This is a genomic window from Mesorhizobium sp. M0016, assembly GCF_040324035.1.
In the GTDB taxonomy this organism is placed as follows: domain Bacteria; phylum Pseudomonadota; class Alphaproteobacteria; order Rhizobiales; family Rhizobiaceae; genus Mesorhizobium.
The window spans coordinates 93657-112337 of sequence record NZ_JAMYVM010000005.1; the positions used below are offsets into that span (position 1 = coordinate 93657).

An 18681-nucleotide genomic window follows, 5' to 3' on the forward strand; every position below is an offset into this window, starting at 1 on the left:
CGGGTGACGCTTGCGTCATCCCGCAGCGCGGACGCCCGCGCGATGCGAAGCGTCGTCGCGCCTCATTATCCCCAGCGCGACGCGCAGCGTCGTCGCTACTCCCATCAAATCATCCAGCGCGGCGCGCAGCGTCATAGCTCCATCACATCGCACTATGCTGCACTGCGTCATCCCCACGCATTGAAACATGCGGAATTCGGCTCAATAAGATCAGCGCGACGACACGCGCCGGAAACATCCGGTCTGATAAGATGTCGTGAAAAACGATCAGGAGCCGAAAGTGGATCATTCCTCCTTCGACAAACAGCTTGTCGCCTTGCGTGCTGCGCGCGCGGCGGCATCGGGTACGATGCGCGAGGCTTTTGCCGCCGACCCCAAGCGCTTCGAGACGTTCTCGGCCAGCGACGGCGACCTTTTGCTCGACTGGTCGAAATGCGCGGTCGACCAGGGCACGATGGAACTGCTCGAGAAGCTCGCCGCCGCCGCCGATCTCGAAGGTCGCCGCGCCGCAATGTTTTCCGGCAAGAAAATCAACATCACCGAAGACCGCGCCGTGCTGCACACGGCGCTGCGCAACCTCTCGGGCAAGGGCGTCACCGTCGATGGCCAGGACGTCAAGGCGGATGTGCTGTCCGTGCTCGACGCCATGGGCGCTTTCGCCGACGCCATTCGCTCCGGCAAGGCCGCCGGCGCCACCGGCAAGAAAATCACCGACATTGTCAACATCGGCATTGGCGGCTCCGATCTCGGCCCGGCCATGGCGACGCTGGCGCTGGCGCCCTATCACGACGGCCCGCGCGCGCACTACGTCTCCAACATCGACGGCGCCCATATCCACGACACGCTGAAGGGCCTGTCGGCCGAAACCACTCTGTTCATCATCGCCTCGAAGACCTTCACCACGGTCGAGACGATGACCAATGCCGAGACGGCGCGCGAATGGGTGCAGAAGGCGCTCGGCAAGGAAGCTGTCGGCAAGCATTTCGCCGCCGTCTCGACCGCGCTCGACCTGGTTTCCAAGTTCGGCATCGAAGCCGATCGCGTGTTCGGCTTCTGGGACTGGGTCGGCGGCCGCTATTCGCTGTGGGGCGCCATCGGTCTGCCGGTGATGATCGCCATCGGTCCGCGCAATTTCCGCGCCTTCCTCGACGGCGCGCATGAGATGGACGAGCACTTCCGCACCGCGCCCTTGCAGAAGAACCTGCCGGTGTTGCTGGGGCTGGTCGGCTGGTGGCATCGCGTGATCTGCGGCTATCCGGCGCGTGCCGTCATCCCTTATGACCAGCGCCTGTCGAGGTTGCCGGCCTATCTGCAGCAGCTCGACATGGAATCGAACGGCAAGGGCGTCACCCTCGACGGCACGCCGGTGACGACGCCGACTGGGCCGCTGGTCTGGGGCGAGCCCGGCACCAATGGCCAGCACGCCTTCTTCCAGCTGCTGCATCAGGGTACCGATTTCATACCGGTAGAATTCCTCGCTGCCGCCGTCGGCCATGAGCCGGATCTCAAGCACCAGCACGATCTGCTGCTTGCCAATTGCCTGGCGCAGTCGGAAGCGTTGATGAAGGGCCGCACGCTGGACGAGGCGCGCGCGCAGATGTTGGCAAAGGGCATGAAGCCGGCCGATGTCGACAGAATAGCCCCGCACCGTGTCTTCTCCGGCAACCGCCCCTCGGTGACGATCCTCTACCGCAAGCTCGACCCGCGCACCTTCGGCCGGCTGATCGCGCTTTACGAGCACCGCGTCTTCGTCGAAGGCACTCTGTTCAACATCAATTCCTTCGACCAATGGGGCGTCGAGCTCGGCAAGGAGCTGGCGACCGGCCTGTTGCCAGTCGTGGAAGGCAAGGAGAGCGCCGACAAGCGCGACGCATCGACCGCCGGGCTGGTGGCGCGCATCCAGCAACTGCGGGGGGCGCAATGAAAAATCCGGCCGACATCAAGGGCATCTTGTTCGACAAGGACGGCACGCTTGTCGATTTCAACGCGACCTGGCTCAGCATTGCCGATTTCATGGCCATGGACGCAGCCGAGGGCGATCGCTGGAAGGCCGACAGGCTGCTTTCGGCGGCGGGCTTCGATTTTGTCGCCAAGCGCTTCAAGCCCGATTCCATCTTCGCCTCGGGCACCAACATGGATGTCGTCGAACTATGGTTCCCGCGTCTGTCCGACGAGGACCAGATGCTGGCCGTCGCCCGCTTCAACGAGATCACCTCGGTGCAAGGCTCGTCGATGGCGGTTGCCTTGCCCGGCGTCGTCGCAGCGCTGACGGCTCTGCACAAGCGGTCCTACCGGCTCGGCGTCGCCACCAACGATTCGACTGCCGGTGCCGAAAAGACCATGGTCACGCTCGGCGTCGCGCAGCTGTTCACCGCCGCCTATGGCTATGACGCGGTCGCCAATCCGAAACCGGCGCCGGACACGATCGTCGCCTTTTGCGACCTGACCGGGTTGAAGGCGTCCGAGATCGCCATGGTCGGCGACAACCGCCACGACCTGGAGATGGCGCGTGCTGGCGGCTGCGGCCTGGCGGTCGGCGTGCTCTCCGGCACCGGCACGCGTGAATCGCTGTCGGCGATCGCCGATGTCGTTTTGGATTCGGTCGCCGATTTGCCAGACTTTCTCTCGGCGCGGGTCAAGGAGACAGTCTGACGGGGGCTTGGGGGGATTCAATCAACTTCGGCTTTCCTACCAATGGAAGTTGCCGTTGGGCTCATCTGCCTGAACGGGCAGGTTGCGGTATAGCTGACATCGGGTCAGCAGTCAGGGGTGCAACTCGCACCGATGCCCTCTCACCGCCCAAGACCTCCCAGCGTAGCCCGCTGCTTCCTGTTCCGTCTCTTGTTGATATCTTCGATCGCTTCAACCGACTGGATGTATTCGGCAATATACTCCGGCGGCAGGCCGTGTTCCCTGCCACCTGCAAGGACAAAATCCTTGTACCAGCTATAGGGTTTGAGGCTATCGTCGATGTAGTCGGGAGTGGAGAGATAGGTAAGAACTTTTCGCCTGCGACCTTTGTCATTGATGACCGTGACCGTCGCGTGCTCGTAGCCGCTGCCGACGCCTTCGGCCTTATCTAGCTTAGCGCGCTCGGTAGGATCGAAGCTGAACAGGACTCCAATCACGCTATTCTCGTCGCCCGTGGCAAATGCGTTGCACTTCCCGGACTCGTCAACGCTACGCTTATGAAATCGAAGCGTATGACCCGGCAAGGTGGCAATGCCGATTGGATTGCAGCTCGGCATGCGATCGCGCAGCCGGGCGGTCGACATATTGGACCCGTAGGCAAAATACACAACGTGCTCCGGAGGACCGGTCTCCGTGTTCTTCAGCGGCTCGATCAAGGGACTTCCCGGCTTTAGGATCGTGCGTAGCGGTACTGTCATGATGCTGCACCCGTCGGTTTTTTCGCCTTCGCGTGTGATGATGGGCTGTCCGTCGCCGAGATCGAGAATTGGAACCGGCCTGCCGGCCCATCCGCAGTCGACGCACTGCGGTCGTTCCCAGAGTACACCGGGCGCCTCAGTATTCTCGCCATGTCCGGGTTCAAGATGCGGTGAGCCGCAGTTCGGGCATTCCCAAGGCACACCGCGCAACTCGAGAATGATCAACGATGTCGCCAAGCCGACGGCGTGTTGGATCAATGAGTGCGCCATCTCGGCATCAATCCAGGTGGCCGACTTTGAATGCGTCAGCCAGTTGGAAAACGTCTATGCGGACTCAAGCGCGCTCTTGACGGTCCCGCGACGCTCCTTGTTGGTGTCACCCGGCAGAAGATCGTTGCAAATGATCTCGGTCCACGCGCGGAAGTTCGCACGCTGTGGTGGCGTGTCTGTCCATATTGCAGCGTCCTGCGCGACGCCGATGAGCTCGAGCAGCGCCTCGCGGCAGCGAACACCGACGGCCTGATAGTCCGAGAGGCCATGCGCCTGTGTCACGGCGGTTCCTGCTTCTTCCATCTTTTCGAAGACCGGGCCGAACGGGAGGATGCGTAGATCATCTTCCTGTTGTTTTTCCGTACGCGGGATCCGGAGCATCAGGCCAATATGGAAGGTAAGGGCAAGATCCATATTTGGGAATTGCTCCTGAGAGTAGAGGTTTGTGCCGCCCGTGATGACCCACCAGCGATCCTTGTTGGTGTGGACGTCCCACACATCGTGGCGGGTGTTGAGGACGGACTCCGAGTAGACCTTCTGCATAAAGGCCACTTCGAGGTCGGGCGCCTGCCATTCAAAGTATTCCCGTACTTCCTCGATCTCCTCTTCGGTAGCTCTCAACATGATTGGCTCCCTGCGGTGGACTCGTTGCACCCCGCTGCAAAGGGCTGTGAACCTCAACATAATCCGATGTCGCTGAGCTTTCAAAATCCGGCACGTAACGCGGGATGTCCGCAATGGGCCGAACCGGGTCATTCAGAGTGATCGGCTTTTGATCTCAGCGCAGCAATCTTCCACCTCAAACGAAAACACACCGCTCAGCCTGCCCGCAGCGCCCTTCGCGTCACCGAAGTCCGGCACTTGATATTCCGCAACCAATCGTAGCCGCGACAGCGGCAGATCGGCGCGGCGGGGGTCGCCGACCAGCACTTCGATGCCGGCTGCCAGGCAGCGGTCGAGGAACGGAATAACCCGTATCGCAACCTCGCGGCCGTAGAACACGTCGCCGGCAAGCACGAGGTCGACGGCCGGCGGCGGGCCTGTGGTGATGTCCTTGTCGACAATGGTGATCTCGACGCCGTTGGCCGCGGCATTGATGCCGATCGCGGCGACGCCGTTGCGATCGATCTCGGCCGCGATCACCGCGCTGGCGCCGGCCTTGGCGGCGGCGATGCCGACGAGGCCGGAGCCGGCGCCGAGATCGAGCACGCGTCGGCCGGCTACGCTTTGCGGATGGTCGAGTATATAGCGCGCAAGCACCGCCCCGCCGGCCCATGGATAGGCCCAGTAGGGCGGCGGTGGCTGAGGCGCGTCGTCGACTGGCTCAACCGCATCGTCGTCCGCGCCTTGGTGCGGGTCGACAAGCCGCCTCAGGCCGCTGCCGGGATGAGCCGTGTAGAGTTGGATTTCAGGAAGTGCTGGAACAGGCGCAAGGCGCATGTTCGCCTTGATGAACGTCGCCGCGTCGGGACGCGGATTGTCGTCTACACTTTCGCCGCGACTAGGCTCGTCGTTCAAATCTATTCCCGCAGCGCCCGGCGCAAAATCTTGCCCACCGGAGTCTTCGGCAGTTCGGTCCTGAACTCGATGTATTTCGGCCGCTTGTAGCCGGTCAGGTTCTCGCGGCAATAGGCGGTCAGCGCCTCGACGGTCAGCGCCGGGTCCTTCTTGACCACGAACAGCTTCGGCACCTCGCCCGAATGCTCGTCCGGCACGCCGATCGCCGCTACTTCGAGCACGCCCGGATGCTGGGCGACGACTTCCTCGAGTTCGTTGGGATAGACGTTGAAGCCGGAGACCAGGATCATGTCCTTCTTGCGGTCGACGATCTTGGTGTAGCCGCGCTCGTCCATGAAGCCCATGTCGCCGGATTTGAAAAACCCGTCCTTGGTCATCACCTTGGCGGTCTCGTCCGGCCGGTTCCAGTAACCGGCCATGACTTGCGGCCCGCGGATGCAGATCTCGCCGACTTCGCCCAGCGGCAGGTTGTTGCCGTCATCGTCGCGGATGACGATCTCGGTCGACGGCAGCGGCAGGCCGATCGTACCGGTGAAATTGCCGTCGCTGAACTTGTTGGCGGTGGCCACGGGCGAGGTCTCAGACAGCCCGTAGCCCTCGGTGATCGAATTGCCGGTCAGCGCCTTCCAGCGCTCGGCAACCCCCCTCTGCACCGCCATGCCGCCACCCAGCGTCATGATCAGCGGCTTGAAGTCGAGCTTGCGGAAATCCTCGTTGTTGAGCAGCGCGTTGAACAGCGTGTTGAGGCCGGGGAAAATGTGCATCGGGTATTTCTGCAGCTCCTTGACGAAGCCGGGAATGTCGCGCGGGTTGGGAACGAGCACGTTCTGGGCGCCCTGCTGCATGCCCATCAGCGCGTTCACCGTCAGCGCGAAGATATGGTAGAGCGGCAGTGCGCAGATGAAGTTGAGATGCGCCGGTTTCGGCTTGATCGCATAGGCGTCCTGCAGCCACAGCGTGTTCTGCGCGACATTGGACAGCACATTGGAGTGCAGCAGCACAGCACCTTTGGAAATCCCCGTGGTTCCGCCGGTATATTGCAGGAAGGCAACGTCGCCGGCCTCCATCTTGGCCGGTTTGAAGGCGATGCCGGCGCCGGCTTTCACCGCCGCATTGAATTTGACATGGCCGGGCAGCGACCAGGCCGGCACCATCTTCTTCACCCGGCGCACGACGAGGTTGACGATCGTGCCCTTGAGGGCGCCGAGCATGTCGCCCATCGCCGCGACCACCACATGCTTGACCGCCGTCCTGGCAATCACCGCGTCCAGGGTGCTGGCGAAATTCTCCAGAATGACGATCGCCTGCGCGCCGGAATCCTTGAGCTGATGTTCGAGCTCGCGCGGCGTGTAGAGCGGATTGATGTTCACCACGACATAGCCGGCGCGAAGCACGGCCATCATCGCCACCGGATATTGCAGCACATTCGGCATCATCAGCGCCACGCGTGCGCCTTTCTGCAGGCCCTTCGATTGCAGATAAGCGCCGAAGGCGGCCGATTGCCGCTCGAGTTCGGCATAGGAGATCGACTTGCCCATGCAGACGTATGCCGGCTGGCCGGAAAACTGCTTACAGGCGCCGACGAGGAAGTCGCCGATCGAACTGTAGGGCAGGGCGCCGATCTCCGCCGGCACTACTTTCGAATAGCTTTTTAGCCATGGCTTTTCCGGCAAGCCCGCGGCAAGCGCCGTCAGCGTATTAGGCAGTTTTTTGGCCGCGCCCGGCGATGGCTTCGAGGCGGGCTTCGCCGCGGCTGTCTTGGCGGCTGGCGGCTGGGCGGGCTTTGCAGCGGGTGCTGTCTTCGCCGCGCGCTTGACCACAGGTTTCGCTGCCGGCTTGGCGCTTGCCTTCGCCGGCGTCGAGGTTGCCGTTGGCTTGACGGCGGGAGTGGCTTTGGCCGGTGGCGCTTTCGACTTGGCGGCAGCGGCGGCCGGTTTTGAAGCTTTCGCCGCTTTTGCTTTCGCCGGGGCCGTTGTCTTTGTTGCTTTCGCCACCTCTAGCCTCCCTCGGTCGTTCTGTTGCCTGCTCCTGCTGCGCCGCCTCGATGTGGTGAGGCGTCCTCCGCTGCAGCGATGTCGCGGATTCCCGGAAAATCCAGCGTGTCATCTATCTATTGCGACTATCGGCGGCCGTGCAAGTCTTGCCCCAGCGGCAGGACGGCAAAGATTTGCCGTCGAAATCCTTCCCGCGATGCCAGCTCAGGCAATGCCGTCCGGTCATCTCGGTGGCGAAACCCAGGCTTGTGGATTTTTGGCTTACGATTGCTGCGATCAATGAAAAAATGCGGTCGTTAACAATCCCGTGATTAGCAGATTTTGCTATTTGTTTCTGCAGTTCGTCAAAGACCGAGAAATATTTTCTGCTTACGGTGGGGTAGGCAAACAGGGTGTTCCAAAGCCGGAAAAACGGTGCTTATATGCGCGCTTCGCGAGCCTATAGAGGGGCTTGGAAGAACATCAGGGAGTGCTCAATGAAAAAGAAACTGACTTTTGCAGCCGCGTTGCTGGCTGCAAGCGTCCTCGGCGGTGTGGCCAATGCCAAGACGCTGGTCTATTGCTCGGAGGCCTCACCGGCCAACTTCGACCCGGGTACCACGACGGGCGGCAACGACTTCGACGCCTCGTCGCGCACCGTCTATTCGCGCCTGGTCGAGTTCAAGCATGGCGGCACCGAAGTTGTGCCCGGTCTCGCCGACAAATGGGAGATTTCGGACGACGGCCTGGTCTATACTTTCCACCTGCATCCGGGCGTGAAGTTCCAGACGACGGATTTCTTCAAGCCGACGCGTGATTTCAATGCCGACGACGTCGTCTTTTCGTTCGATCGCCAGTTCAACAAGGAAAACCCCTGGAACGGCGAGAAGTACCTGCCGAACCTGACCTGGGACTACTACACCGGCATGGACATGCCGAAATACGTCGCCAAGTGGGAAAAGGTCGATGACCTGACCGTGAAGCTGACGCTGACCGAGCCGAACGCGCCGATGCTGGCCAATCTCGGCATGGACTTCGCCTCGATCGTGTCGAAGGAATATGCCGACCAGCTGGAAAAAGACGGCAAGATGGCCGACTTCTCGACCAAGCCGGTCGGTACAGGTCCGTTCCAGTTCGTCGACTACCAGCTGGATTCGGTCATCCGCTATGCGGCCAACCCGGACTACTTCAAGGGCAAGGAAAAGATCGACGATCTCGTCTTCGCGATCACGCCTGACGCCACCGCCCGCATCCAGAAGGTGCTCGCCGGCGAATGCGATATCGCGCCCTATCCGAATCCTGCCGACATCGGCACGATCAAGGCCAACGCCGACGTGACCCTGATGGATCAGGCTGGCCTCAACATCGGCTATATGAGCTACAACACCACCATCCCGCCGCTCGACAAGCCTGAAGTGCGCCATGCGCTCAACCAGGCGATCGATCGGGAATCGCTCATCAAGTCGCTGTTCCAGGACGCCGGCGCCACGCCGGCCGTAAACCTGATCCCGCCGACCATGTGGTCGTGGAACAAGGACGTGAAGTCCGACGCCTATGATCCGGAAGCCGCCAAGAAGGTGCTGGCCGATGCCGGATTGAAGGAGATCCAGCTTTGGGCCTCCGACCGCGTCCGTCCCTACAACCCGAACTTCCAGCGCGCCGCCGAACTGATCCAGGCTGACTGGGCCAAGGTCGGCGTCAAGGCGGAGATCGTCAGCTACGAGTGGACGAAGTACCGCGAAGAAGGCAAGAAGAAGGAACGCCCGGGCGCCTTCCAGATCGGCTGGACCGGTGACAATGGCGATCCGGACAATTTCTTCGCCACGCTGTTCGCCTGCTCGGCCATCGGCGTGTCGAACTACTCCAGCTGGTGCGACAAGGACTTCGAGGATCTGATCCAGAAGGCCAAGAAGACCAGCGACCAGGCCGAACGCACCAAGCTCTATGAAGAGGCGCAGGTTGTCTTCCAGAAGCAGGCTCCGGCCTTCCTCATGGCACACAGCCAAGTCTACGCAGTCGTGCGCAAGAATGTCAGCGGCTTCATGATGGACCCGCTCGGCATTCATCGCTTCGACGGCGTCGACAAGGCCGAATAGAACTGTTAGGCGGGCGGCGCGCAATCAGGCGCCGCCCGCTTTTCAAGATGCTCCGATATCTCCTAAACAAAATCGTCTTGGTGCTGCCGACGCTGATCGGCATCACCATCTGCGCCTTCGCTTTCGTCAGGCTGCTGCCCGGCGATCCCATTCTTGCCATGGCCGGCGAGCATGGCGTGTCGCCCGAGCGTTACGCGGAACTGAAGGAACAGTTCGGCTACAATTTGCCGATCTGGCAGCAATACGCGCATTATGTCCGCGATGCCGCGACCGGCAATTTCGGCGTGTCGATTTCGTCCAAGCGGCCGGTCATCGAAGATTTCATGACGCTGTTCCCGGCAACCATCGAGCTCTCCGTCTTCGCCATGATCTTCGCCATGGTGCTGGCCATACCGGCCGGCATCATTGCTGCGGTCAAACGCGGCTCCTGGTTCGACCAGGGGCTGATGGGCACCGCCCTTGTCGGCTATTCCATGCCGATTTTCTGGTGGGGTCTGCTGCTGATCATCTTTTTCTCCGGCTATCTCGGCTGGACCCCGGTTTCAGGCCGCATCGGCCTTCAGTTCTTTATCAAGCCGATCACCGGCTTCTTGACCCTCGACAGCCTGCTCTACGGCAAGTGGGATGCTTTCCGCTCGGCATTGAGTCACCTGGTGCTGCCGACAATTGTGCTCGGCACCATCCCGCTGGCGGTGATCGCGCGCCAGACGCGCTCGGCCATGCTCGAAGTGCTGGGCGAAGACTATGTGCGGACCGCCCGCGCCAAGGGCCTGTCGTCGTCCCGCGTCATCGGCGTGCATGCGCTGCGCAATGCGCTGATCCCGGTGGTCACCACCATCGGCCTGCAGGTCAGTACCCTGCTCGCCGGCGCCATTCTCACAGAAACCATCTTCGCCTGGCCGGGCATCGGCAAGTGGATGGTCGAATCCATATCCAAGCGCGACTATGTCGTCGTGCAGTCAGGCTTGCTGCTGATCGCCCTTATCGTCATGGCGGTGAACCTGATCGTCGACGTGCTTTATGCCGTCATCAACCCGCGCATCAGGGCGGCGTGATGAGCCAGTCGACCGAAATCGCCCCGATGGCCGCCGGCAACCCTGACCGTCTGACCGGCTTCAGGACCTTCTGGCACTATTTCTCGGTAAACCGCGGCGCCGTCATCGGCCTGTTCGTCTTCATCCTTTTGGTGCTGGCCGCGCTCTTTGCACCGCTGCTGGCGCCCTATGCGCCCGACATCCAGGACAAGACCGCTTTCCTGCGTCCGCCGGCCTGGCAGGCGGGCGGCAGCATGGAATATCTGCTTGGCACCGACGCGGTCGGCCGCGACATGCTCTCGCGCCTGCTCTATGGCGCGCGTTTCTCGCTGCTCATCGGCGCCGTCGTGGTCACGCTGGCGCTTGTCGGCGGCATCACGCTCGGCCTTTTGGCCGGCTATTTCCGGGGCTGGGTCGACGTGGCGATCATGCGGGTCATGGATCTGATCCTGTCCTTCCCGTCGCTGCTCTTGGCGCTGGTTCTGGTCACCATCCTCGGCCCCGGCCTGTTCAACGCCATGCTGGCCATCGCGCTTGTCCTGCAACCCCACTTTGCCCGTCTGGTGCGCGCTGCCGTCATGGCCGAAAAGAGCCGCGAATATGTGGTCGCCGCCAAGGTCGCCGGCGCCGGCCATATAAGGCTTATGCTGCGCACCATCCTGCCCAATTGCCTGGCGCCGCTGATCGTCCAGGGCACGCTGTCCTTCTCCAACGCCATCCTGGAGGCGGCCGCTCTCGGCTTTCTCGGCCTTGGCGCCCAGCCGCCGACACCGGAATGGGGAACCATGCTCGCCTCGGCGCGTGAATTCATCCTGCGCGCCTGGTGGGTGGTGACCTTCCCCGGTCTGGCCATCCTCATAACCGTGCTTGCCATCAACCTGATCGGCGACGGTCTGCGCGATGCGCTCGATCCGAAGCTGAGGAGGTCGTAATGGCGCTGCTCGACATCCGCAATCTCGTCGTCGAGTTCCAGACCGCATCCGGCCCGTTCCGCGCGGTCGATGGCGTCTCGCTCCATGTGAACGAACGTGAAGTGCTGGCCATCGTCGGCGAATCCGGCTCCGGCAAGTCGGTGTCGATGTTGGCTGTGATGGGGCTGTTGCCGTGGACGGCGACGGTCACTGCCGACGAGATGAGCTTCAACGGCCGCGATCTCCTGAAGATGAGCCCGGCCGACCGGCGAAAGATCGTCGGCAAGGACATGTCGATGATCTTCCAGGAGCCGATGGCCAGTCTCAATCCGTGCTTCACCGTCGGCTTTCAGATCGAGGAGGTGCTGCGCTTCCATATGGGCATGGACAAGGCCCAGCGTCGCGAGCGCGCCATCGAATTGCTGACGCAGGTCGGCATTGCCGAGCCGGCCGAACGGCTGAACTCGTTTCCGCACCAGATGTCGGGCGGCCAGTGCCAGCGCGTGATGATCGCCATCGCCATCGCCTGCAATCCGAAGCTTCTGATCGCCGACGAGCCGACCACCGCGCTCGACGTCACCATCCAGAAGCAGATCCTCGACCTCCTCGTGTCGCTGCAGGTCAAATACGGCATGGGCCTGATCATGATCACCCACAATATGGGCGTGGTCGCCGAGACGGCCGACCGCGTCATCGTCCAGTACAAGGGCCGCAAGATGGAAGAGGCCGACGTGCTGTCGCTGTTTGAATCGCCGAAGAGCAATTACACCCGCGCACTTTTGTCGGCGCTGCCGGATAATGCCGTCGGCGACCGGCTGCCGACCGTCTCGGACATGCTGTTCGAACCAGCTGCCGGGGGCTTCTGATGAGCATCAAGGTCGTCGAAGGCAAGGACATCGTGCGCGACTATCACGTCGGCGGCGGCCTGTTTCGCGGCGCGCGCACCGTGCATGCGGTCAAGGGCGTCTCGTTCAGCGTCGACAAGGGCAAGACGCTGGCCATCGTCGGTGAATCGGGCTGCGGCAAGTCAACGCTGGCGCGTATCATCACGCTGATCGATCCGGCAACGTCGGGCGAACTGTTCATCGACGGCAACAAGGTGGACATCGCAAGGAACGGCCTGACCAGGGAGATGCGCCGCAAGGTGCAGATCGTCTTCCAGAACCCTTACGGATCGCTCAATCCGCGCCAAAAGATCGGAGATGTGCTTGGCGAGCCGCTGCTCATCAACACCGACAAGCCGGCCGAAGAGCGGCGCGACCTCGCCATGAGGATGCTGAAGAAAGTCGGCCTCGGAACCGAGCACTACAATCGCTATCCTCACATGTTCTCGGGCGGCCAGCGCCAGCGCATCGCCATTGCCCGCGCGCTGATGCTGAACCCGAGCCTGCTGGTGCTTGACGAACCGGTCTCCGCGCTCGACCTTTCGGTGCAGGCGCAGGTGCTCAACCTGCTCGCCGACCTGCAGGACGAATTCCAGCTGACCTATGTCTTCATCAGCCACGATCTGTCTGTCGTGCGCTACATCGCCGACGACGTGATGGTGATGTATTTCGGCGAAGCCGTCGAATACGGCTCGCGCGAGGAGGTCTTCGCCGACCCCAAGCACAACTACACCAGAACGCTGTTCGCCGCGACCCCGCGCGCCGACGTCGCCTCGATCAAGGCGCGGCTGGCGAAGAAGAAGGCCGCCTGACCTCTCACCGAGAATTGTTTTTGAACAATCGGAAATGCGTCGCGGCGGTGGTTTGCCGGCAGGATTGATCGCGATCTGCGAGCTGCCGGGCGCAAGCCGCGTCGCAGGTTGGGGTGCGCCCCATCACTCACCCGCTCCGTGCTGGTAAAGCTCGTCCATGCTGAGCATTGCCAGGGTTGCGAAGGGGGCCTGTTTTTTCACCCGACCGCGGCTCAAGATCACCACGTCGTCGCAGAACGATATGGTGCTGTAATGATGACTGATGACAATGGTGGTGCGGCGGCCGGCCCGCGATTTCAGCGTCTCGACAATAGCGGCTTCTGACAACCCATCCACCGCACTGGTGGCTTCGTCGAGGATGAGAATATCGGGATCGCGCACCAGCGCCCGCGCCAGGGCGATCCTTTGCCTTTGTCCGGCTGACAGGTTGATGCCCCGGTATCCGACCAGTGTCGCGTAGCCCTGCGGCAGGTGCTCGATGAATTGATGTGCCTCGGCCAGCCTTGCGGCGCGCATGGCGTCGCTGGCCGACGCCGTGTCGTAGCCGTAGATAATGTTTTCAAAAATGGTGCCATCGACCAGTTCCAGCTCCTGACTGGCCAGGGCAATGTTCCGCCGCCACTGGCTTGGGTCCACTTCATCGAGCGGTGCCCCATCGACGAGGATCCTGCCGCTGTCGGGTTTGACGAAGCGGCACAGGAGATTGACGATCGTCGTCTTGCCGGCGCCCGAGCGGCCGATCAGCGCCGTCGAGCGGCCGCTGCGGATATCGAACACCGCCTTATGCAGCACCGCCTCGCGCGCGTCGGGGCCAGACAGGGGACCGGAATAGGCGAAGCTCACATCATCGAAGCTGATCCCTTGGCGCAAGCCGTCGAACGGCAGGCTGCCCTGCGGCGCCTCGGGCTTGTCGGAAGGATCGAGCAGCCATTGTACCTCCTCCAGCGAGCCGCTCATGCCTTGCAACTGACTCCAGGACATCTGCAAGGCGCGCATATGCGGCTGCAGTCGGTAGAGCAGGATGAGGAAGGCGACGGTCAGCGGGAAGCTTACATTCGCCAGCCAGGCTCCGATCACCACCGCCAGGAACAGCATCGCGTGCAATACCTCGGTCAGTGGCGGCAAGACGCCCTGGCGGATTGAAAGCACGAAAGCCGCCCGCCGCACCCCGTCGGACGCTTTGGCGAAGACCGCCTTTTCACGGTTCTCCTGCCCGAAGATGCGAATTAGGCGCCCGGCATGCACCAGATGCAGCATCTGCGACGCCAGTGCGCTGTTGCGCGAGACGACGCTGCGGCTCGGCGCCTTCAGATTGGACGACAAAACCCCGTGCGCCAGCTGGACAAGCGCCAGCCCTAGAGTCACCAGCAGCGTCATCTGCCAAGAGAGGAGCAGGAGGAAGGCGAGCAGGATGACGGCGGCCGAGGCACTGACGATCGCGCCGAGCAGGGCCTGGATAGCGTCGGATGCTCGCCAGGATTCGTTGGAGATGATGTTGAGCAGCCGCCCGGGGCTTTGCTGCAGGAAAAAGGGGTAGCCGACCCTGAGCAACTGCTCCGACAGTGCGCTACGGATCGAATAACCTGCCTTGCCGTAGATGTAGCTGGTCAGCAGCGTGTTGGCGAAGGCAAAGACATTTTTCAGTACGATCGAACCGAGGATCGCGGCCGAAATGGCGATCAGCCGCTGGCGCTCGCCGAGGTCCGCTCCAACCTGCTGGAGGAGGGCGGAGAAACCGGCCATGCCTGATGTTTCGCCACGTCCCATAATGATGCCAAGCAGCGGAATGATGAGACCGATGCCGAGGCCTTCCAGCGCGGCGCCTGCAAGCCCGAGCCCCACCACGACGGGAACGAGCCGCAACAGCCTGCCACCAAGCGCGCGGCGCAGCATTGGCAGGGCTGACGGAATCAGTGACATTATCGCGCTCTGGCCTCCGCGTTGGCTTCGCTGGCTTGTCGGTCTTGGCGCAGCGGCAGCCGTTTTGGCCATCCCATCATGACGAGCAGCGCAAATCTGGCGGCACCTGCCAGATTCATAACGACAATAGGCCAGTGCGACAGATCGAGGTCGCGGTCAAAGCGAGGACGGCCCGCCAGTTCCCTGAACGCGGCCCGCGCGGACCAATAGACATGGCGAAGCAGCCAAGGGGCGTGGCGGACATGTTTCAGGCACAGCGCACCATTACCGAGGCTATAGTCGCGGTGCAGCCTGTCGATCGATTTGCGGTCTCGCCGGCCGTGATGATGCAAGACCGTCATGTCGGGCACATACTCGACCGGCATGCCGAGCAGCATCGCCCGCACGAGATAATCAGTATCTTCAGCCGAGCGTAGCGGGCCGCCAGCGCCGAAGCGTTCGTCGAACGAGCCGATGCGGGCCGCGACGTCGCGGTGCATGGTCATGTTGCAGCCGAGCACGAAGCCGCCGGGGTGGACCGCCGGGGTCAGCCGCTCGCTTGCCTCGCGGAGCTTTATGGTGAAGGGCAGGTCCCGGGCATCACCGAGCTCGACCCGGCCGCCGCGGATCAGCCACTTCTCGCCACTCCGGTAGTGCCGCTCCAGGTCGCGGAGATAGTCGCGGTCGAGCTTGCAGTCGTCGTCGACGAAGACCAGCACGCGGCCTCGCGCTCGCGCCAATCCGGCATTGCGGGCAGCGGCTAGCCCGGGGCGAGTCTCCGAGACGGCTGTGACTGGGATGTCGGAAGTTTCGGCGATAGCGGCCAGCCGCTTTGACGTGCCGTCCCGTGAACCATTATCGACCACCACCAACTCTGCCGCGAAGGTGGCGTGCACCCGGCATGCCGCCTGGATCGAGGCTATGCAAGCCTCCAGCACAGCGGCGCGGTCGCGCGTGCAGACGATGAAACTGACCTCGAGCGACGGCCGCTCCGATCGGGGAGATGTCGGGACAGGCGCACTCGCAAACTGGTGATCGCGCAGGAGCGGGTGGGGCCTGTCGGTCATACCAGTCCCCGCTGATAACGCGCAAGCACCGCTTCGGCCGGCGTGGTTTTGAAGAAGTAGGCCACCGCGTCCGCCCGCTTTCCGGCCCTTATCGAGAGCAGGCTGAGCCAAGGCGCCCAGACGCCGGGACGCAGCGCATATTGTTCGCGGCGCCGGATGAAATTCCATCTCGCCGTCCGCGTGAGCAATTCGTGGGTCAGCGGCGGTTCTCCTTCGTCGCCGACGAGTTGGTAGAGGAAATAAAACAGGTTCAGCGCGCCTGCCTCGAAGCTTGGCCGTGTGTCGGTCGGCAGCTCGGAAATCCGCTCTTCGAGCGCACGGATGAAATCGGCTGCGCGCGAAACCGTGTCGAAAGAGACGGCGTCGCCGATGTCGCGCAGATCAGCTGTGGTTTCCGCAAGCCCCTCACGCTCGAGATTTTCGGCCACGATCCGCAAATGCGTCCTGCGCATTTCCTTGGCATGCCGCATGGTCACGCTTCCCGCATGGATGCGATAGACGAGCAGGCTATCGGGCAATATGGTCGCCGGGAAACGGCCGGCAAGCCGTCTGAAGAGATCAAAATCCTCGGCATGTCTATATTTAGGATCGTAATAGAGATCGTTGTTCCCAATGACATTCCTGTTGTAGATCACCGTCGGATGTAAGAATATCGTAAAGAACATCGACAATATGTCGAGCCGGCCGAGCCGGAACACCGGGTCTAGCCTGCCTTTGGCGATACGGCCGTGAAGCAAGGTATCGACGCAGGCGCCGCAGAAGCCGAGATCGGGCCGCCGCTCGAACAGTGCGACCTGGCGCGAGAGGCGCCGGGGATAGGCGACATCGTCCGCATCCATTCGCGCAACAAGCTCGCCCTGGGCCAGTCGTAGCCCTTCATTCAGGGTGGCGACGAGGCCGCGGTTCTCACGCGAGATGACAGAAACGCGATTGTCTGCCCGGCGGTATCGTTCGAGAATCTCGAGCGAGTTGTCAGTCGATCCGTCATCGATAGCGATGACCTCCAGGCGATCGTAGTCTTGCCGCAGAATGCTCTCCAGCGCAGCGGTGAGATAAGGCCCGGCATTGTAGACCGGCAGCAGGACGGAGACGAGCGGCGCGGTGGTCATCTCTGCGCATCCGTTCGCCGGAGTTCGAGTGCGGCGCGGCCATCGGGGGATCCGCCGGGATAGGCGTCCGCCGCCCTGCCGAGCCAGCCGGCATCGCCAGAGCGTGCCTGGGAGCGGCGGCGCGCTACATAGGGGAAGCGGCGCTTGAGGCCGTTGAGCGGCTTTTCGAAAGCCGTCCACGAGATCGAAGCGACGGCGATCGTGGCGGCGCTCGCGACCAGGAAACGCCCTGGCCCCTGCTCCGAGACATTGAGCGGGATCCAGGGCTGTGACTTGACGGCGAGCGACAGAAGGATCGGATGGTAAAGATAGACGCCGTAGCTGATGCGGCCCAGTGACAGCAGCGGTGGCAGTTCGAAAACCCTGCCGAGGACGCCGCCAAGGCCGGCTGAACAGGCGGCCACAACGGCCACCAGCGGCACTAGGGGCAGGATCTGCAGCAACGCCCAGCGGGCCCATTCCAGCATAGGATCGGCCGGCGCAGGGATAAGCCACTCAATCGCCAGGAAGACAGCCGCAAGGGCTGGCCAGCCTAGCCGCATCCATTGCGGCAGGCCGGCGCCTCTGGTCCGCCGGCAGGCAAGCAAAGCACCAAACGCCAGCGCGTCCATCGATGCTGGCGGCAGCAGGTCGCGCGCTAGCGCCGGGGTGGCGGTGATCGGCCAGTAGAAGCGATAGGCCAGCGACAACAGGATGACGCCGATAGTGATCGCTTCCACCCGCCGGCGGGGTGCGAGAAGCACGACCAGCGGCCAGGCGATATAGAACTGCTCCTCGATGCTCAGGCTCCAGAAATGGCAGAGTAGCCAGGGCGTCCATTCGTTGCGCAGCGCGTACCAAAAATTCGACAGGTAAAGCACATGCCAGACGAGCGATCCACTGGACTGCTCCAGATCGGTCAGCCAGACGAACCCAAGCACGGCGAAATAGGGCGGGAATATGCGCAGCGCGCGCCTGATGTAGAAGGAACTCAATGCAGGGCCGGCTTTGAATTCGGCCGCGGCGCGCGCTTCGAGCAGCAGTCGTGTGATCAGGAAGCCGCTCAGCACAAAAAAAAGCCGCACCCCGATGTGGCCCCAAAAGGAGGACCCGTTGGGTGCAAGGAAATGGGAATAGAGAACCATCGTGACAGCGATGGCGCGCAGAGCGTCCAACTGATTGTCACGCGCGACCGCCATCAGCCATTTCCGCCGGTCTGAAATCTCCGATGAAGCCAGCGGCCCTGCATTCCGGGCCTCAGGTCGAGGCCTGCCAGCGTCGAGAGTGCGCCGACAACATCAAACCCGCGCCTTTTGCGCGGGGCAGCCTCGAAATCGGTGCTGGCCAGCGAAAAATTCAAGCTGATCAACTTGGCGGAATCCTCCACGGCGCACTTCCCAGTACCAAATCCCCCAAGAAATGGTGCAACCGGGCAATGGTGCAGTGCAACACAAAATATCTATCGAGCTGTAATATTTGTGTGAGTTAGTGCTAAAAATGGGTATGATTTGCGAGTGCGTTGCGTCGCTGAGGGTTTTTCACGTCCGCAATGCTGTACGAGAAGTGGTACCATGTCAGAAAAGACACGGTTTAATTACACAACTATAATCCGGAGTGTCTGATATAGGTCAAAATTGACGAAGATTATTCTAAGGCAGTGGTTTTGTATCTTATAAATTATGCTTGTAGTGTCGGGTTCTCTAGGTTGTCGATCTTGCGCGATGCAGCATAGTCGATGGT

The 18681-nt window shown here is 62.1% G+C and carries 16 protein-coding genes; 7 read left to right on the forward strand and 9 right to left on the reverse strand.

The features are described from left to right. Positions 1-280: 280 nt before the first annotated feature. Both pgi and NKJ88_RS09650 read left to right on the forward strand, forming a co-directional pair. Entirely contained in the window at positions 281-1924 is a 1644-nt protein-coding gene (gene pgi / locus NKJ88_RS09645; RefSeq protein WP_502904743.1) for a glucose-6-phosphate isomerase, read from the forward strand. Then, positions 1921-2652, forward strand: a complete 732-nt coding sequence (locus tag NKJ88_RS09650) for an HAD family hydrolase (RefSeq protein WP_352443985.1) — start codon at positions 1921-1923, stop codon at positions 2650-2652. Before pgi ends, NKJ88_RS09650 begins: the two co-directional genes overlap by 4 nt. A 140-nt stretch (positions 2653-2792) precedes the next feature. On the opposite strand, the gene NKJ88_RS09655 is transcribed toward NKJ88_RS09650, so the two are convergent. The 4 genes from NKJ88_RS09655 to NKJ88_RS09670 form a co-directional block, all read right to left on the reverse strand. Beyond that, on the reverse strand, positions 2793-3614 hold the full coding sequence (locus NKJ88_RS09655) for a gamma-glutamylcyclotransferase family protein (protein WP_352443986.1): 822 nt from the start codon (positions 3612-3614) through the stop codon (positions 2793-2795). Positions 3615-3713: 99 nt separating this feature from the next. Next, a complete protein-coding gene (locus NKJ88_RS09660; protein ID WP_352443987.1) occupies positions 3714-4283 on the reverse strand; it encodes a hypothetical protein in 570 nt (189 codons plus the stop codon). Positions 4284-4415: 132 nt separating this feature from the next. Further along, positions 4416-5099 (reverse strand): class I SAM-dependent methyltransferase, encoded by a 684-nt coding sequence (locus NKJ88_RS09665; protein WP_502902178.1) that lies wholly within the window; start codon positions 5097-5099, stop codon positions 4416-4418. 80 nt (positions 5100-5179) lie between these two features. Further along, positions 5180-7171, reverse strand: a complete 1992-nt coding sequence (locus NKJ88_RS09670; protein ID WP_352443989.1) for a long-chain fatty acid--CoA ligase — start codon at positions 7169-7171, stop codon at positions 5180-5182. Positions 7172-7647: 476 nt separating this feature from the next. Between NKJ88_RS09670 and NKJ88_RS09675 the strand changes: the two genes are divergently transcribed. From NKJ88_RS09675 to NKJ88_RS09695, 5 genes are read left to right on the forward strand one after another with little or no spacing between them, the layout of a single operon-like run. Further along, positions 7648-9246: an ABC transporter substrate-binding protein gene (locus NKJ88_RS09675; protein WP_023669491.1), complete on the forward strand. Its 1599-nt coding sequence runs from the start codon at positions 7648-7650 to the stop codon at positions 9244-9246. Between the two features lie 47 nt (positions 9247-9293). Then, positions 9294-10301: an ABC transporter permease subunit gene (locus NKJ88_RS09680; protein WP_023669492.1), complete on the forward strand. Its 1008-nt coding sequence runs from the start codon at positions 9294-9296 to the stop codon at positions 10299-10301. Positions 10302-10327: 26 nt separating this feature from the next. Then, positions 10328-11212 (forward strand): ABC transporter permease subunit, encoded by an 885-nt coding sequence (locus NKJ88_RS09685; RefSeq protein WP_050485757.1) that lies wholly within the window; start codon positions 10328-10330, stop codon positions 11210-11212. Continuing rightward, a complete protein-coding gene (locus NKJ88_RS09690; RefSeq protein ID WP_081839785.1) occupies positions 11212-12057 on the forward strand; it encodes an ABC transporter ATP-binding protein in 846 nt (281 codons plus the stop codon). The genes NKJ88_RS09685 and NKJ88_RS09690 overlap by 1 nt, the downstream gene beginning before the upstream one ends. Continuing rightward, positions 12057-12887, forward strand: a complete 831-nt coding sequence (locus NKJ88_RS09695) for a dipeptide ABC transporter ATP-binding protein (protein ID WP_023682050.1) — start codon at positions 12057-12059, stop codon at positions 12885-12887. Before NKJ88_RS09690 ends, NKJ88_RS09695 begins: the two co-directional genes overlap by 1 nt. 123 nt (positions 12888-13010) lie before the next feature. On the opposite strand, the gene NKJ88_RS09700 is transcribed toward NKJ88_RS09695, so the two are convergent. From NKJ88_RS09700 to NKJ88_RS09720, 5 genes are read right to left on the reverse strand one after another with little or no spacing between them, the layout of a single operon-like run. Then, complete coding sequence (locus tag NKJ88_RS09700) at positions 13011-14807, reverse strand: ABC transporter ATP-binding protein (protein ID WP_027049321.1); 1797 nt, start codon at positions 14805-14807, stop codon at positions 13011-13013. After that, on the reverse strand, positions 14807-15853 hold the full coding sequence (locus tag NKJ88_RS09705) for a glycosyltransferase family 2 protein (RefSeq protein WP_352443990.1): 1047 nt from the start codon (positions 15851-15853) through the stop codon (positions 14807-14809). The genes NKJ88_RS09700 and NKJ88_RS09705 overlap by 1 nt, the downstream gene beginning before the upstream one ends. Continuing rightward, positions 15850-16962, reverse strand: coding sequence for a glycosyltransferase family 2 protein (locus tag NKJ88_RS09710; protein ID WP_023755183.1), 1113 nt, complete (start codon positions 16960-16962; stop codon positions 15850-15852). The genes NKJ88_RS09705 and NKJ88_RS09710 overlap by 4 nt, the downstream gene beginning before the upstream one ends. Then, a complete protein-coding gene (locus NKJ88_RS09715) occupies positions 16959-18140 on the reverse strand; it encodes an acyltransferase family protein (protein ID WP_352443991.1) in 1182 nt (393 codons plus the stop codon). Before NKJ88_RS09715 ends, NKJ88_RS09710 begins: the two co-directional genes overlap by 4 nt. Continuing rightward, the gene (locus NKJ88_RS09720; RefSeq protein ID WP_023669500.1) at positions 18140-18328 is read right to left on the reverse strand and encodes a hypothetical protein; all 189 of its coding nucleotides are present in this window, start codon (positions 18326-18328) and stop codon (positions 18140-18142) included. The genes NKJ88_RS09715 and NKJ88_RS09720 overlap by 1 nt, the downstream gene beginning before the upstream one ends. Between the last annotated feature and the right edge of the window lie 353 nt (positions 18329-18681).

Coding starts and splice junctions, on each gene's coding strand:
- NKJ88_RS09665 (WP_502902178.1), bottom strand. CDS start 5,099: ATGCGCCTTGCGCCTGTTCCAGCACTTCCTGAAATCCAACTCTACACG.
- NKJ88_RS09675 (WP_023669491.1), top strand. CDS start 7,648: ATGAAAAAGAAACTGACTTTTGCAGCCGCGTTGCTGGCTGCAAGCGTC.
- NKJ88_RS09685 (WP_050485757.1), top strand. CDS start 10,328: ATGGCCGCCGGCAACCCTGACCGTCTGACCGGCTTCAGGACCTTCTGG.
- NKJ88_RS09700 (WP_027049321.1), bottom strand. CDS start 14,807: ATGTCACTGATTCCGTCAGCCCTGCCAATGCTGCGCCGCGCGCTTGGT.
- NKJ88_RS09705 (WP_352443990.1), bottom strand. CDS start 15,853: ATGACCGACAGGCCCCACCCGCTCCTGCGCGATCACCAGTTTGCGAGT.
- NKJ88_RS09710 (WP_023755183.1), bottom strand. CDS start 16,962: ATGACCACCGCGCCGCTCGTCTCCGTCCTGCTGCCGGTCTACAATGCC.
- NKJ88_RS09660 (WP_352443987.1), bottom strand. CDS start 4,283: ATGTTGAGAGCTACCGAAGAGGAGATCGAGGAAGTACGGGAATACTTT.
- NKJ88_RS09650 (WP_352443985.1), top strand. CDS start 1,921: ATGAAAAATCCGGCCGACATCAAGGGCATCTTGTTCGACAAGGACGGC.
- NKJ88_RS09690 (WP_081839785.1), top strand. CDS start 11,212: ATGGCGCTGCTCGACATCCGCAATCTCGTCGTCGAGTTCCAGACCGCA.
- NKJ88_RS09695 (WP_023682050.1), top strand. CDS start 12,057: ATGAGCATCAAGGTCGTCGAAGGCAAGGACATCGTGCGCGACTATCAC.
- NKJ88_RS09680 (WP_023669492.1), top strand. CDS start 9,294: ATGCTCCGATATCTCCTAAACAAAATCGTCTTGGTGCTGCCGACGCTG.
- NKJ88_RS09715 (WP_352443991.1), bottom strand. CDS start 18,140: ATGGCGGTCGCGCGTGACAATCAGTTGGACGCTCTGCGCGCCATCGCT.